12 protein-coding genes are annotated in these 14694 nt (G+C 71.7%); 11 read left to right on the top strand and 1 reads right to left on the bottom strand.

Features of this window, described 5'->3' with window-relative positions; all coding sequences use genetic code 11:
• Positions 1-94: 94 nt before the first annotated feature.
• The 7 genes from ACIA5D_RS25375 (at position 95) to bglX (ending at position 11378) form a co-directional block, all read left to right on the top strand.
• Positions 95-2683 carry a glutamate--cysteine ligase gene (locus tag ACIA5D_RS25375; protein ID WP_396032654.1) on the top strand — a complete coding sequence of 863 codons (2589 nt, stop codon included), beginning with the start codon at positions 95-97 and terminating at the stop codon, positions 2681-2683.
• Between the two features lie 9 nt (positions 2684-2692).
• On the top strand, positions 2693-4459 hold the full coding sequence (locus ACIA5D_RS25370) for an N-acetylglutaminylglutamine amidotransferase (RefSeq protein ID WP_396032653.1): 1767 nt from the start codon (positions 2693-2695) through the stop codon (positions 4457-4459).
• A 23-nt stretch (positions 4460-4482) separates the two neighbouring features.
• On the top strand, positions 4483-6309 hold the full coding sequence (locus ACIA5D_RS25365) for a S9 family peptidase (RefSeq protein WP_396032652.1): 1827 nt from the start codon (positions 4483-4485) through the stop codon (positions 6307-6309).
• A 26-nt stretch (positions 6310-6335) separates the two neighbouring features.
• On the top strand, positions 6336-7391 hold the full coding sequence (locus ACIA5D_RS25360) for a winged helix DNA-binding domain-containing protein (RefSeq protein WP_396032651.1): 1056 nt from the start codon (positions 6336-6338) through the stop codon (positions 7389-7391).
• A gap of 30 nt (positions 7392-7421) precedes the next feature.
• Complete coding sequence (locus ACIA5D_RS25355; protein WP_396032650.1) at positions 7422-8252, top strand: TIGR03619 family F420-dependent LLM class oxidoreductase; 831 nt, start codon at positions 7422-7424, stop codon at positions 8250-8252.
• A 96-nt stretch (positions 8253-8348) separates the two neighbouring features.
• A complete protein-coding gene (locus tag ACIA5D_RS25350) occupies positions 8349-8960 on the top strand; it encodes a dihydrofolate reductase family protein (protein WP_396032649.1) in 612 nt (203 codons plus the stop codon).
• A 150-nt stretch (positions 8961-9110) separates the two neighbouring features.
• Positions 9111-11378, top strand: a complete 2268-nt coding sequence (bglX, locus tag ACIA5D_RS25345; RefSeq protein ID WP_396032648.1) for a beta-glucosidase BglX — start codon at positions 9111-9113, stop codon at positions 11376-11378.
• Positions 11379-11443: 65 nt separating this feature from the next.
• On the opposite strand, the gene ACIA5D_RS25340 is transcribed toward bglX, so the two are convergent.
• The gene (locus ACIA5D_RS25340; RefSeq protein ID WP_396032647.1) at positions 11444-12268 is read right to left on the bottom strand and encodes an alpha/beta fold hydrolase; all 825 of its coding nucleotides are present in this window, start codon (positions 12266-12268) and stop codon (positions 11444-11446) included.
• A gap of 154 nt (positions 12269-12422) precedes the next feature.
• Between ACIA5D_RS25340 and ACIA5D_RS25335 the strand changes: the two genes are divergently transcribed.
• The 4 genes from ACIA5D_RS25335 to ACIA5D_RS25320 all read left to right on the top strand — a co-directional run bounded on the left by ACIA5D_RS25335 (position 12423) and on the right by ACIA5D_RS25320 (position 14603).
• A complete protein-coding gene (locus tag ACIA5D_RS25335) occupies positions 12423-13298 on the top strand; it encodes a sigma-70 family RNA polymerase sigma factor (RefSeq protein WP_396032646.1) in 876 nt (291 codons plus the stop codon).
• A gap of 1 nt (position 13299) precedes the next feature.
• Positions 13300-13662, top strand: a complete 363-nt coding sequence (locus ACIA5D_RS25330; RefSeq protein ID WP_396032645.1) for a siderophore-interacting protein — start codon at positions 13300-13302, stop codon at positions 13660-13662.
• An 84-nt stretch (positions 13663-13746) separates the two neighbouring features.
• The gene (locus ACIA5D_RS25325) at positions 13747-14298 is read left to right on the top strand and encodes a SulP family inorganic anion transporter (RefSeq protein WP_396032644.1); all 552 of its coding nucleotides are present in this window, start codon (positions 13747-13749) and stop codon (positions 14296-14298) included.
• Entirely contained in the window at positions 14244-14603 is a 360-nt protein-coding gene (locus ACIA5D_RS25320; protein ID WP_396032643.1) for a carbonic anhydrase, read from the top strand. The genes ACIA5D_RS25325 and ACIA5D_RS25320 overlap by 55 nt, the downstream gene beginning before the upstream one ends.
• The last annotated feature ends 91 nt before the right edge of the window (positions 14604-14694 follow it).

Genomic DNA, 14694 nt, shown 5'->3' with positions numbered 1-14694 from the left:
GTCATGCTTGGTCTGATCGCGAAATGGGCACGTCACGAATTCGGCACAGGCGATGGCGAGGGTTAGGAGCCATCCGAGCACGAAGGCGGTCTGCATGACGGAGTCACTCCCCATCGCCCCGGAAGCCGTGCAAGAAGAGCAGGACCTAACGCTCGGCGTGGAGGAGGAACTGCACGTCGTCGACCTGGTCACCCGCGAGCTGGTGCCCCGGGCGCCCGAGATCCTGGCGAACCTGGAACCCGGCAGCTACTCCGCCGAGCTGCACCGCTCGGTGGTCGAGACCAACACCCCGGTGGCCGAGACCCTGGACGGCCTGCGCGACGGGATCGTCGGCCTGCGCCGCGCGGCGATCAGGGAGGCCGAGAGGCGGGGGCTGGGCCTGGTGGCCGCCGGAACCGTCCCGCTCGTCGACCTGGAGTCACTGCCGGTGACCCCGACCTCGCGCTACCGGCGGATGCTCGACGACTACCAGCTGCTCGCCCGGGAACAGCTGATCTGCGGCGCGCAGGTGCACGTAGGAGTGCCGGACCGGGACGAAGCGGTCGCGGTGACCCAGCGGGTGGGCCCCTCGCTGCCCATCCTGCTCGCCCTCTCGACCAGCTCGCCGTACTGGCTGGGCGAGGATTCCGGCTACGCGAGCGTCCGCTCGCTGGTGTGGCTGCGCTGGCCGACCGCGGGCGACCCGGGCGTGCTGCGCTCGGCGGCCGAGCACGACGAGCTGGTCGCCGACCTGATCGCCTCGGGCACGATCGCCGACCCCAAGATGGTCTATTTCGACGTCCGCCCGTCCGCGCACGTGCCGACGGTCGAGCTGCGGGTGACCGATTCGAGCCCGGACGCGGACACCGTGGTGCTGATCGCCGGTCTGTTCCGCGCGCTGGTGCTGCGGGCGCGGCAGGAGCACCGGGCCGGCCTACCGGTCACGCATGTGCGGCCGCCGCTGCACCGGGCGGCGATGTGGCGGGCCGCGCGCTCGGGCCTCGAGGGTGACCTGCTCGATCTGCCGCGGTCGCCGGTGCCGGTCCCGGCCGCGGCGGCGGTCGAGCAGCTGATCGGCGACCTGCGGCCGCAGCTGGCGGAGCTGGGCGACTGGGAGCAGGTCTTCGACCTGTCGGTGCGGGCGCTGAGCCGCGGCAGCTCGGCGTCCCGCCAGCGCCGGGCGATGGCCCGGCGGGGCCGGATCTCCGATGTGGTTGATCTGGTCGTCGAGGACACGCGCGGCGGGGCGACCGGCATCGGGCACGCGGGCCCGGGCGACACCGTTCCGGCGGGTCTCTTCCCGTACGCCGGCCACGGCGACGAGGCGTTCCCCGGCGGTGACGTCGCCCCCGCGTACGCCGGCATCGTCAATGTCCTGAGCGCCCTCGGCTCGGCCGGCCTGCGCCGTCGCGAGGACACCCGGGACGACGAGCAGCGTTCGCGGGGCATCACCTTCAGCGTGGCGGGCGAGGCCGCGACCAGGCTTTTCCCGTTCGATCTCGTGCCGCGCATCGTGCCCGCCGAAGATTGGCGGCGGCTGAGCGCGGGGCTGGTGCAGCGGGTCCGCGCACTGGATCGTTTCGTGAGTGACGTGTACGGCGACCGCACCGTCGTCCGGGACGGGATCGTCCCCGATTGGGTGATCGACGGGTCGCCGGAGCTGCGGCCCAGCGGCGCCCTGGTCGGCCACGACGGCGTACGCGCGCAGGTGGCCGGCGTCGATCTGGTCCGCGACGTGGACGGCACCTGGTACGTGCTGGAGGACAACATCCGGGTGCCGTCGGGGATCGGGTACGCGATGCAGAACCGTCGCCTGACCGCGAGCGTGCTGCCCGAACTGCCGGTCCCCGAGGGCCTGCTCTCGGTGGAGCCGACGCCGTCGCTGCTGCTGCGGGCGCTGCGCGAGGCGGCCCGCCCGGCGGCCGGCGACGACCCGCGGGTGGTGGTGCTCAGCCCGGGCCCGGACGACGCGGCCTGGTTCGAGCACCGGATGCTCGCCGAGGAGATGGGCGTGCCGGTGGTGCGCTCGACCGAGCTGTTCGTCGAGGACACCCGGGTCTACCGGAGGCGCGACGGCAAGCGCTACCGGGTCGACGTGATCTACCTGCGGATGGGCGAGGACGACCTGATGCACGCCCCGGGGGCCGACGGCATGCCGCTCGGTCCGAGCCTGGTGGCCGCGCTGCACGCGGACACCGTGACCCTGGCGAACGCCCTGGGCAACGGGATCGGCGACGACAAGGCCGTCTACGCGTACGTGCCCCGGCTCATCGAGTACTACCTGGGCGAGAAACCGCTGCTGGCGGACGTGCCGACGTACCTGTGCGGGATCCGCTCGCAACGTGAGGAGGTTCTCGCGCGCCTCGGCGAGTTGGTCTGCAAGCCGGTCGACGGGTACGGCGGGGACCGCATCGTGATCGGCCCGCACGCGTCGCCCGACGACCTCGCGGCGGTACGCCGGCAGATCCTCGCGGCGCCGCGCCGGTGGGTGGCGCAGGAGGTCGTGCCCCTGTCCACGCATCCGGTCTTCGACGGGCATCAGCTCGCCGCGCGGCACATCGACCTGCGCGCGTTCGTCTTCACCGGGAGGACGTCGTCGGTGGTCGCGCCGGCCGCGCTGACCCGGGTCGCCCCGGCCGGGAGCATGATCGTCAACTCCTCCCGGGGCGGCGGTTCCAAGGACACCTGGTTGCTGTCGAGTTGAGGAGGACGCATGTGCGGTATCGCCGGTGAGCTTCGGTTCGACGGTCGTCCGCCGGATGCGGAGGCGGTCCGGCGGATGCTGCCCGGCCTGGCGTCGCGCGGGCCGGACGGCGAGGGGTTCTTCGAGCGCGGCCCGGTCGCGTTCGGCCACCGCCGCCTGAGCATCATCGACCTCTCCGACGCCGGCGCCCAGCCCATGACCGACCGTTCCCTCGGGCTCACGGTGGTCTTCAACGGCTGCATCTACAACTACAAACAGCTTCGAGAAGAGCTTCTTGCGTACGGGTACAGCTTCGTCTCCACGTCGGACACGGAGGTGATCCTCAAGGCGTACCACCGGTGGGGATCGTCGTGCGTGAAGCGGTTCCTCGGGATGTTCGCGTTCGCGCTGCTCGTCCACGAGACGGGCGAGGTGGTGCTCGCCCGCGACCGGCTCGGCATCAAGCCGCTCTACTACGCGGAGAAGCCCGGGCGGCTGCGGTTCGCCTCGACGTTGCCGGCGCTGCTCGCGGCCGGTGACGTGGACACCTCGATCGACAAGGTGGCGTTGCAGCACTACATGACGTTCCACTCCGTCGTCCCCGCGCCGCGGACCATCCTCTCCGGTGTGCGAAAGCTGCCGCCCGCCACCGTGCGAACGATCCGGGCCGATGGCACGCATGCCGACGAGGTCTACTGGGCGGCGTCGTTCACCCGGCGCCTCGACGTCGACGACTGGCCCGCTCTGATCCACGAGAGGCTGCTGGTGGCGGTCGAGCGGCGGATGGTCGCCGACGTGCCGGTCGGGGTGCTGCTCTCCGGCGGGATCGACTCCAGCTACATCGTGGCGCTGCTCGCCTCGCAGGGGCAGCGCGGGCTCACCACGTTCAGCATCGGGTTCGAGGCGGCCGGCGGGGAGAGCGGCGACGAGTTCGCCTACTCCGACCTCGTGGCCAAGCAGTTCGACACCGACCACCACCAGATCCGCATCGGGCGCGACCGGTTCCTGCCCGCGGTCGAGCGCACGGTCGCGGCCATGAGCGAGCCGATGGTCAGCCACGACTGCATCGCGTTCCACCTGCTGAGTGAAGACGTGTCAAAGCAGGTCAAGGTCGTACAGTCGGGGCAGGGGGCGGACGAGATCCTGGCCGGCTACAGCTGGTACGCGCCGCTCTCCGGCGTACCCCGGGAACGGGCCGTCGAGACGTACGCGAAGGAGTTCTTCGATCGCCCCCACCGTGACCTCGCCGACCAGCTCGACCCGCGCTGGCTGGCCGACGAGGACGTCAGCCTCTCGTTCGTGGCGGCGAGCTTCGGGCGGCCCGGCGCGGAGACGGCCGTGGACGCGGCGCTGCGGCTCGACTCCGAGGTGATGCTCGTCGACGACCCGGTCAAGCGGGTCGACAACATGACGATGGCGTGGAGCCTGGAGGCGCGCGTGCCGTTCCTCGACCACGAGCTGGTGGAGGTGGCCGCGGCCTGCCCGCCCGAGCTGAAGCTCGCGCACGGCGGCAAGGGGGTGCTCAAGGAGGCGGCCCGCGGCGTCGTGCCCGACGAGGTGATCGACCGGACCAAGGGGTACTTCCCGGTTCCGGGCATCAGGCACCTGGAGGGCGCGATGCTCAACCGGGTGCGCGACGCGCTGCTGGCGCCGGCGGCCCGCTCCCGGGGCCTGTTCCGCCCCGAGTACGTCGAGCGCCTGCTGGCCGACCCCAACACGCCCCGCACGACCCTCGGCGCGAACCAGCTGTGGCAGCTGGCCCTGCTCGAGATGTGGTTGCAGGACAAGGGAATTTGATCGTGGGGGCGGGGTCGCCGGATGTGACAGTCCTGCCGGCGCGTTGGACGAGCCTTCTCCCGCCCGAGGCCGGCGGCAGCTGGTCGCCGACGCTGTCGCCGGACGGCGGCCACTGCGCCTATGTCTCCGACCGCAGCGGGCGGCCGCAGGTGTGGGTGCAGCCGGTGGGCAGCACGCGGGCCTTCCATGTCGAGACCGGCGAGCCGGTGACGGCCGTGCGCTGGTCGAGCGGCGGCGGATGGCTGGCCTGCCAGGTCGCGCCGGGCGGCGCGCCGCGGCACGAGGTGTGGCTGGTGCGGCCGGACGGCTCGGAGCTGCACCAGGTGGCCGGCTTCGGCACCGACACGGCGGAGAACATGCGCTGGCTGCCGGGCCGCTCATTGCTGGCCCTGACCGAGAACCTCACGACGGCCGTGCTGATCGACCCGGTCGCCGCCGCCCGCACGGTCGTGGCCACCGGAACGCTCATCTCCCTGTTGGACGTATCGCCGGACGGCCAGCGGGCGCTGCTCCGGGCCGGCCCGCGCGGCGAGCGCCGAATCCTGGTGCGGGACCTGACAACCGGCGCCCACGCGCAGGTCGGTACCGGCGCCGACATACCGGTCGCGGCCGGCGAGCAGGCGGTCTTCGGCACGGACGGCCGGACGGTGTACGTCCGCTCGGAGGCCGGCGAATTCCCGGTGCTGATCAGAGTGACTCGCGCCGCCCTGCCTCCCCTCGCCGCCGGGGCGGGCGGCGAGCTCCTGGCCGCGGCCGACGACGCCGAGGTCGAGGCGTTCGCGTTGAGCGCGGACGGCCGCGTCGTAGCGGCGCTCTGGAATGTCCGTGGTGGCGAGTCCGAGGTCGAGCTCATCGACCTTAGGGGCGGCCGGCGGCGCCGGCTGCCGCTGCCGGGGAGGGTGGCGGCGGGGCTCGAATGGAGCTTCGACGGATCGGCGCTGGCATTCGCCGCCGAAGGGCCTGGGCAGCCGCACGGAGTCTGGGTGCACGAGCTCTCCCACGCTCCCGAGATCTCCGATGGGCGCGGCGAGCCGGTGACGCGGGCGGTATCGGCGACGCCGGCCGCCGCCGGGGCGGTGCGGCCCACTCTCGAGACGTTCTCCGCCCACGACGGGCTGCCGCTCAGCGGGTGGCTCTATCGGCCCCGGGGCGACGGGCCGCACCCGGCCGCGATCTGGCTGCACGGCGGGCCCGAGGCTCAGGAGCGGCCGGGGCACGAGCCGCTGTTCCAGGGCCTCGTCGAGCGGGGGATCGCCGTTTTCGCGCCCAACGTGCGCGGGTCGTCGGGGTTCGGGCGAAGCTTCGTCAACGCCGACAACGGGGCCAAGCGGTACGCGGCCATCGAGGACGTGCGATCCTGCGTTCGCCACCTGGTCGACTCCGGCATCTCCGCGAAGTCGCGGATCGGATGCATGGGCAGGTCGTATGGCGGCTTTCTCACGCTCGCGGCCCTGACTCGCTTTCCCGAGCTGTTCGCCGTCGGCGTCGACGTCTGCGGCATGTCAAACTTTTTTACGTTTTATCGTGACACGGAGCCGTGGATCGCGGCGGCCGCGATCTCCAAGTACGGCGACCCGGACCGGGACGAGAAGTTGCTCGCCGACCTCTCGCCGATCAACCATCTCGACCGCCTCCGCGCGCCGCTGATGATCGTCCACGGCGAGAACGACACCAACGTTCCGATCGTCGAGGCCGAGCAGCTCGTCGCCGCCCTGGCCGAGCGGGGTCACCCCCACCGCTACCTGCTCTTCCCCGGCGAGGGCCACGACCTCCTGCACCGCGCCAACCGCGCCACCTACCTCCGCGAGACGATCGACTGGCTGGCCACCCACATTGCGGACGGAACCTGACCGCAATCCCGCCTAGCCTTCCCGGTATGACGACGACGCTCAGCCGGCGCGCGCTCAACCGGGCCACCCTCGCCCGCCAATTTCTGCTGAAGCGCGAAACCATCGGTGCGCTCGACGCGATCGAGCACCTCGGCGGCATGCAGTCCCAGGCCCCCCTCGCCCCCTACGTGGGTCTCTGGTCGCGCCTGGCCGGCTTCGTGCCCGGGGAATTGTCGAAGCTGACCGAGGAACGCCGCGTCGTGCGGGCGCACCTGATGCGCGCGACCGTGCACCTGGTGAGCGCGCGCGACTGCCTCAACTGGCACCGCCATTTCCGGCAGCGGCACTCCGCCGCGATCGCCCTGCACATCCGGGGCCTGTCCGCGAGCCTCGACGAGATTCGCGACGAGGCGACCCGGGTTCTCGGTGAGCAGCCGCTGACCCGCGCCGCCCTGGGCGCCCGGCTGGCGTCGCGGTGGCCGGGCGACGATCCGAGCGCCTTGGCGTTCGCCGCCGCCCAGGAGGTGCCGATCTGCCAGGTGCCGCCGCGCGGAATCTGGGGAGGCAACGGCCCGGCCGCGTGGACGCCCGTCGAAACCTGGCTCGGCCGGCCGCTGCGCACCACCCCGCTCGACGATCTGGTGCTTCGTGGCCTCGGCGCCTTCGGGCCGGCCGGCATCGCCGACCTGCAGATGTGGTCGGGCCTCACGCGCCTGTCCGAGGTGGTGGAACGGCTGCCGCTGCTGACTTTCCGGTCCGAGACCAACCAGATCCTGTACGACCTGCCGGCCGCGCCGAGGCCCGGCGAAGACGTCCTCGCCCCGCCGCGTTTTCTGCCCGAGTACGACAATCTGCTGCTCTCCCACCGGGACCGCAGCCGCTTCAACCCGGCGGGTCGCCGCGTTCCCCTCCCGCCCGGCAACGGCGCGACCACCGGTACTTTCCTGGTCGACGGGCGGTGGGAGGGAACGTGGCAGCTCCGCGACGGGAGACTTTCGCTTTACCCGTACGGAAAAATCGACCTCGACCCCCTCGTCGCGGAAGCGGCATCGCTCTGTGCTCTGATCGCTCCCGGCGCCGAGGTCGGCGTGGTCTTGCCTTGACACCGGCGGCAACGTCTAGGGTCGCGGCGCATGAGGTTCGCGATCAGCTACAGCACCCCGCATTTCGTTGACGAGCCCGGCCGCCTGCTCGACCACGCCCGGCACGCCGAGGAGTGCGGGTTCGAGGCGCTCTACCTGCCTGAGCACATCGCGACTCAGCCCGGCGCGCGGCTCGGCGCGATGGAGTTCCCGGCCGACCTGCCGATCGCCGACCCCCTCGACTGCCTGGCCTTCGTCGCGGCGGCGACCACCCGCCTGCTGCTCGGCACCGCCGTGCTGCTGCTGCCGTACCACCACCCGGTCGTGCTCGCCAAGCGCCTGGCCACCATCGATGTGCTGTCGGGCGGGCGGATGCGCCTGCTGACGGTCGGCGTGGGCGCCCTGCCGCACGAGGCCGTTGCCGCGGGCGTCGACTTCCGCACCCGCGGCCGCCGCGCCGACGAGGCGATCGACGTGCTGCGGCTGCTCTGGACGGGCGGGCCCGTCTCCCACCACGGCGAGTTCTACGACTTCACCGACCTGTGCAGCTTTCCCACGCCGCTGGCCGACCTGCCGATCCACATCGGAGGCTCGTCGCTCGCCGCCGCCCGGCGAGCCGCGGCCCGCGGCGACGGCTGGTTCCCGGGCGGCATCCTCCCGCCCGACGAGCGTGCCCGGCAGCTCGAGGTGGCGCGCTCCACGGGGCGGGCGCTCGACTACACCCGGTGGGGGTCGATCGACCTCACGCCGGAGCAGGTGTCCCGCCACGCCGAGCAGGGCGTGACCCGGCTCGTGGTCTCGCTGACCGCCGCCGACCCGGCCGGGCAGCGGGCCCAGATGACCGCCTTCGCCACCCGCCACGCCCTGACGTCCCGGCAATAGCGCGGGTTGCGCGGCCGGAGAATGGCGTTGGACGTCATGCCAAACCCTGTCTCATGCTGATGCTGGTCATTCGAGGCGAGGCGAGGGAAGGGTTCGATGAGCGGCAAGGTGTTCTGCGACATCACGATCTCGGCCGACGGATATTCGGCCGGGCTCGACCAGACCGAGGAACGCCCGTTCGGCGACGACGGTGGCGACGGCTCGGGCGGCAAGCTGCACGCCTGGATGTTCGACAATCCCGGCGAGAACCGCGCCGAGATCGACCAGGTTCTCGCGGCCGGCGCGTTCATCATGGGCCGCAACATGTTCGGCCCGGTGCGCGGCGACTGGGACCGGCCGTGGAACGGCTGGTGGGGCGACGATCCGCCCTTCCACGCGCCGGCCTTCGTGCTCACCCACCACCCGCGCGAACCGCAGCCGATGGACGGCGGCACCACGTACCACTTCGTCACCGACGGAATCGAGGCGGCACTGGCACAGGCGCGCGCGGCGGCCGGCGACGGCGATGTCGCGATCCTGGGCGGCGCGGCCACCATCAATCAGCATTTGACCGCCGGTCTGGTCGACGAGTTGCGGCTGCATGTCGTGCCGTTCACGCTCGGCGTCGGCACGCGCATCTTCGACGGCGTGCCGCCGCTGAAGCTCGACCAGGTGAGGTCGCGGGCCGCGACCGCGATCACCCACTTGACCTACCGCGTGCTGCCCTGACGCCGAGGGCGGCGGAGCACCGGCCGGGTGCCGGCCACGCGGGGTGCGGGCGTGGCGGGCGCCGGTCGCCTGACGGTCACGATGCGCGTACGCTCCGGGACGGAGGGTATTCACGATCGTCTAAATGTGCGGGTCCCGGGGCGTGATGAGATGGTCAGATTCCGGTCGATCGCCGCCGCGGCGGTGACTGTCACTCTGTTCGGCACCACCGGAGCGGGCGGCGCGCCGGGCGGGCCGCCGTCCGTCGAAGCGCGGGTCAATGCGCTGCTGGCCCGGATGACGCTGACCGAGAAGCTGGAGCAACTGCAACTGCTGCCCGACTTCATGGTCACCGACGACGAGGTACGCGGTGGGCTCGGCTCGGTGTTCAGCCTCACCGATCCCGTGCGGATCAACCAGCTCCAGCACATCGCCGTCGAGCAGTCGAGGCTGCACATCCCCCTGCTGTTCGCCTTCGACACCATCCACGGGTTCCGCACCGTCTTTCCGATCCCGCTGGGCGCCGCGAGCAGCTTCGATCCGTCGGTTGCCGCCGACGACGACCGGATCGGCGCCCGCGAGTCCGCCGCGGTCGGTCTCAAGCAGATCTACGGGCCGATGGTCGACGTGTCGCACGAGCCGCGTTGGGGTCGCATCGCTGAGGGCGCCGGCGAGGACCCGTACCTGGGCTCGGTCTTCGCCGCCGCGCGGGTCGCCGCGGCGCAGGGCAGCAACTACAGCGCGCCGGACAAGGTGATCGCCAGCCCCAAGCACTACGCCGCGTACGGGCAGCCGGAGGGCGGCCGCGACTACAACACGACCGACCTGTCCGAGCAGCGGCTGCGCAACCTGTACCTGCCGCCGTTCCAGGCCGCCGTCCGGGCCGGCGCGGGCACCGCCATGTGCTCGTTCAACTCGATCAACGGCGTGCCCGGTTGCGGAAACCCGTACACGGAATCGGAGATCCTCAAGGGCGAGTGGGGGTTCGACGGCTTCATCGAGAGCGACTACACGGCGGTGGCCGAGATGCGAGCCTGTCCACCGGTCCGGCCCGACAGCGGACCGTGCGGTCACGGGGTGGCGGCGGACGGGCCGGACGCGGCGGCGCTGTCCCTCAACTCCGGCACCGACTCCGAGATGACGAGCACGTTCCTGCGCGACTACGGCGCCGAGCTGCTGGCCCAGCACCGGATCTCGACGAGCCGGATCAACGACGCCGTACGGCGGGTCCTGCGCGTGAAATTCCGCGCCGGACTGTTCGAGCACCCCTATGCGGACGTGTCCAAGGCCGAGGCCGCCCAGCTCCTGCCGGACGCGGTGGCGGCGGCCCGCCGCGCCGCCGGGCGGTCGATGGTCCTGCTGAAGAACGCCGCGACGACCCTGCCGCTGGACCCGGCCAAGAACACGGCCGTGATCGGCCCGCTCGCCGACGACGGCCACGCGATGCTCGGCCCGTGGTGGGGCATCGGCCGCGACGAGGACGCGGTCACCACGCTGACCGGGATCCGGGCGCAGAGCACCGGGACCACGACGTACGCGCAGGCATGCACCCTGCCGCACACCGACCCGCCGGACTACGACCCGGCCGCGGACTGCACGCCGGACGGGTTCGCCGACGCTGTCGCCACCGCCCGCCAGGCCGACCAGGTCGTGCTGGCGCTCGGTGAGTCGCGCGAGATGAGCGGCGAGGCGGCCGCCCGCAGCGACCTCGACCTGCCCGGCCGGCAACAGGAGCTGATCGACGCGATCAAGGCCACCGGCAAGCCCTTCGTGGTCGTGCTGTTCAACGGCCGCCCGCTCACCCTCGAACGGGTCGCCGCGTCCGCGCCGGCCATCCTGGAGGCCTGGTTCCCGGGAATGCAGGCCGGCAACGCGGTCGCCGACGTCCTGTTCGGCAAGGTCAACCCCGGCGGCAAGCTGCCGGTCTCCTTCCCCCGCCGGCTCGGGCAGGTGCCGATCTACTACAACCACGAACCGACCGGGCGCCCGTGCGACACCAGTCAGAAGTGGGATTCGCGATACCGCGACCTCGGCAGCTGCGATCCGCTCTACCCGTTCGGATTCGGCCTGTCATACACCACGTTCTCGGTGACGAACCTGCGGCTCAGCGCGGCCACCGTGGCGCCGGGCAAACGGCTGACCGCGTCGGTCGACGTGACCAACACCGGAACCCGCGCCGGCGATGAGGTCGTCCAGCTGTACCTGCACGATCCGGTCGCGAGCATCTCGCAACCGGTGCGGCGGCTACGTGACTTCGCCCGGGTGACGCTGCAGCCCGGCGAGCACCGCACGCTCAGCTTCACGCTCGACCGCGACGACTTCGGCTTCTACGACAACCACGGCCGGTTCATCGTCGAGCCCGGCCGGATCGACGTCTACGGGGGCGGCAGCTCGACGGCGGAGATGACGGCGTCGTTCACCGTGACGGGCCGCCGATGACCGCCGGGAGTCGCACGATGTCGTGACGGGCACGCAGCCCGGCCGGAGCCGGGCTGCGGCCCTCGTCAGGCGGTTGCCTTCACGGCGCGCTCGATGACCCGGGTCACCGACTGGGGGTCGGAGATCAGGCCGAGGTGGCCGGCGTCGAAGTAGGAGATGTCCGAGCCGGCGCGCTGGCCCATGGTCCGCTCGACCGACGGCGGGATGATGAGGTCCTTGGTGCCGATCAGGTACCAGGAGCGGATGGTCTTCCAGGCGGGTACGCCGGAAGGCTCGCCCAGCGCGCCGATGGTGGCCGGGCGCTGGGTGGCGGCCAGGATCCGGGCGTCGCGAGCCGGGATCCCGTTGGCGAACGACGTCAGGAACGTGGGGGTCTTCAGGTAGAGGTCGGTGGCCGGCGTCGGCGGCAGGGTCGGCGGGATCAGGGTGAACACCGTGGTGGGGTCGGGCACCGAGAGGGCGGAGTCGGGGCCGGCCAGCGACGTCGCGTCCTCACCCTGGTCGGGCGCGAACGCGTCGATGTAGACGAGGGCCCGGACATTCGGCAGGCCGGTCGCGGCGTTGGTGATGACGGCGCCGCCGTACGAGTGTCCGACCAGCACGATGGGGCCGGGAATGGTCTGCAGGTAGGCGCGGACGTTCGCGGCGTCGCCGGAGAGCGAGCGCAGCTCGTTGGGAATGGCGGCCACGGGGTAGCCGTCGTCCTGGAGCCGTTTGACGACACCGTTCCAGCCGGAGGCGTCGGCCCAGGCGCCGTGCACCAGCACCACGGTGGGTTTCGCTCCGTGGCCGCCGGAAGCGAAGGCCGGCGCCCGGACGATGCCGACGACGGTGAGCAGGACGGCGACGAGCGCGCCTACGGTGAGGCGGCGCTTCCATGATCGAGACATCGGGTGTGGCTCCTTCTCCAGTGGATGTGTCCTTCACCCAGCAGGACCGGGCTCCGCGCTCGGTTGTGACGTCGCGCACGAAATCCGGGATCTCTTTTGATACGGCGCAGAATGACGCCGTGGGCACCGTTGATCGACTGGACGGGAGCGGTTGGTGACACTGAGCCAGGGGGATCTGGAAAGCGCCGTAGCGATCTTCACGAGCGTGCGACCGCGCCTGTTCGGGATCGCCTATCGCATGCTGAGCAGCACCGCCGAGGCCGAGGACCTCGTGCAGGACGTCTGGGTCCGGTGGCAGACCACGGACCGCTCCACGGTGGTCAACCCGGGCGCGTTCCTGGCGACCGCGATGACCCGGATGGCGATCAACGCGCTTCAGTCGGCGCGGGTGCGGCGCGAGGCGTACATCGGGCCGTGGCTGCCCGAGCCGGTGGACACCAGCGCCGACCCGTACCTGGGCGCGGAGCGCGGGGAGGCGCTCGAGTTCGCGACGCTGATGCTGATGGAGAAGCTCACCGCGAACGAGCGCGCGGCCTACGTGCTCCGGGAGGCCTTCGATTACCCGTACGATCAGATCGCCCAGATCTTGAAATCCACCGAGCCGGCGGTGCGGCAGCTGGTCTCGCGCGCCCGCAAGCACGTGGCCGAGGAACGGCACGCGCCGGTGGCCGCGGGGGCGCAGCGGGAGTTGCTGGACGCCTTCCTCGCGGCGGCCCGCGCCGGCGAGGTGGCCGCGCTCGAGCAGCTGTTCGCGGCGGAGGTGACGAGCTTCTCCGACGGCAACGGGAGGGTCCGCGTCGCCCGGAAGCCGATCGTCGGGACGATCCGGGTGACGAGGTTCCTGGCCGCGATCTCCACCTGGTTCTGGGACGACGTCGACCTGCGGTTCGTGAGCGCGAACGGGCAGACCTCGGTCGTCGTCCACCACGGCGGCGCCGTCCGGTGTGTGCTCACGATCGGCGCTTCGGCCGATGGCATCGACCACATCCTGTGGATGTTCAACCCGGACAAGATCGGGGCAATATCTTGACGTGTGGCATGACGATCTCGTACGGAGGTTCGCGGACGCCTGCCGCAGGGGTGACACCGAGGGGCTGCGCGCCATCCTCGATCCCGATGCCGCCGCGGTCTGCGACAGCGGCGGGACGCTTCCGGCGCTCGGCCCGATCCGCGGCGCCGACGGCGTGGCCCGCCTCGCCATCGCTCTGCTGGGCGAGCGGCCCGGCGCCGAGCTGACGGCCGAGGCTGTGAACGGCCGCACCGGGCTGGCGCTGCGCCGCACCGGCCGGGCCCTCGCCGTGGCCGCGCTCGACACCACCAGCGCCGGCATCACCGCCGTGCTGATCGTGTTGAATCCGGCCAAGCTGCGCGCCTGGCACGCGGCGGGTGGCTGAACGCCCGGCGGCAGTTCGCTGTGGCTTACCTGGAAAACCCCGCGTCGTAACGGCCAGGTAGCGCCTTAACTATGTTTTTCGGAAATGTCCGTCATCAAGCATGACCTCCTGGCCTCCGTCGTCGTGTTCCTCATCGCGATTCCGCTGTCGCTCGGGATCTCGGCCGCCAGCGGGGCGCCGTTGCTGGCCGGCCTGATCGCGGCCGTCGCCGGCGGCATCGTGGCGGGGGCGATCGGCGGCGCCCGCCTGCAGGTCAGCGGCCCGGCGGCCGGGCTCACGGTGATCGTGGCCGGGGTGATCGGCGCCTTCGGGTTCGCGGGCGCCGCGGCCGTCGTGGCGCTGGCGGGACTGGTGCAGATCGCGCTCGGCGCGTCCCGGCTCGGGCGGGCCGCGCTCGCCCTCTCGCCGGCCGTCGTGCACGGCATGCTCGCGGGCATCGGCCTGGTCATCGCGCTCAGCCAGGTGCACGTGCTGCTCGGCGGCCGGCCGCAGAGCGAGGCCTGGCGCAACCTGCGCGACCTGCCGGCCCAGATCGCGGGCCACCACGGCGTCTCGGCGCTGCTCGGGCTGCTCACCGTCGGGTGCTGCTGCTCTGGCCGCGGTTCGTCCGGCTCTCGATGCTGCCGGCGGCGCTGATCGCGGTGGTCGCGATCACCGTGTGCGGGCATTCCGGGTGTGGCGCGGTGCGGGCGCTGATGGCCGGGAACGCCACCGGTGATCTCGGCCGATGGCTGTCGCTGTCCGGAACGAGATTTCCCGGCGAATCGGATGAGGGGGTGGTCCACGTCGCCCGGCAGCTCGAGAACCTGCGCACCTACCCGGCGGTGACGGCGGCGGACGGCCTCACGCTGAAGGGCCTCTACTTCGATCTGGCCGAGGCCCGGATGTACGAAGTGGATGCCGAGAGCGGGGTCGCCCGTCCCGTGGTGCAGGGCATCTAGGCCGTGTTTAAGAACTGGCGTTGGTGGTTGCCTGGTCAGGTCACAGGCGGCGTGTCGGTGATCGAAAAGTAGGGAGGTCTCCGGTAGATCG

The organism is Actinoplanes sp. NPDC051513 (assembly GCF_044454685.1).
Classification (GTDB): Bacteria; Actinomycetota; Actinomycetes; order Mycobacteriales; family Micromonosporaceae; genus Actinoplanes.
Note: the sequence above shows the minus strand (reverse complement) of the source record. Positions and strands in the feature narration are given on the sequence as shown.

Coding starts and splice junctions, on each gene's coding strand:
- ACIA5D_RS25340 (WP_396032647.1), bottom strand. CDS start 12,268: ATGTCTCGATCATGGAAGCGCCGCCTCACCGTAGGCGCGCTCGTCGCC.
- ACIA5D_RS25375 (WP_396032654.1), top strand. CDS start 95: ATGACGGAGTCACTCCCCATCGCCCCGGAAGCCGTGCAAGAAGAGCAG.
- ACIA5D_RS25355 (WP_396032650.1), top strand. CDS start 7,422: ATGAGGTTCGCGATCAGCTACAGCACCCCGCATTTCGTTGACGAGCCC.
- ACIA5D_RS25360 (WP_396032651.1), top strand. CDS start 6,336: ATGACGACGACGCTCAGCCGGCGCGCGCTCAACCGGGCCACCCTCGCC.
- bglX (WP_396032648.1), top strand. CDS start 9,111: ATGGTCAGATTCCGGTCGATCGCCGCCGCGGCGGTGACTGTCACTCTG.
- ACIA5D_RS25350 (WP_396032649.1), top strand. CDS start 8,349: ATGAGCGGCAAGGTGTTCTGCGACATCACGATCTCGGCCGACGGATAT.
- ACIA5D_RS25325 (WP_396032644.1), top strand. CDS start 13,747: ATGTCCGTCATCAAGCATGACCTCCTGGCCTCCGTCGTCGTGTTCCTC.
- ACIA5D_RS25370 (WP_396032653.1), top strand. CDS start 2,693: ATGTGCGGTATCGCCGGTGAGCTTCGGTTCGACGGTCGTCCGCCGGAT.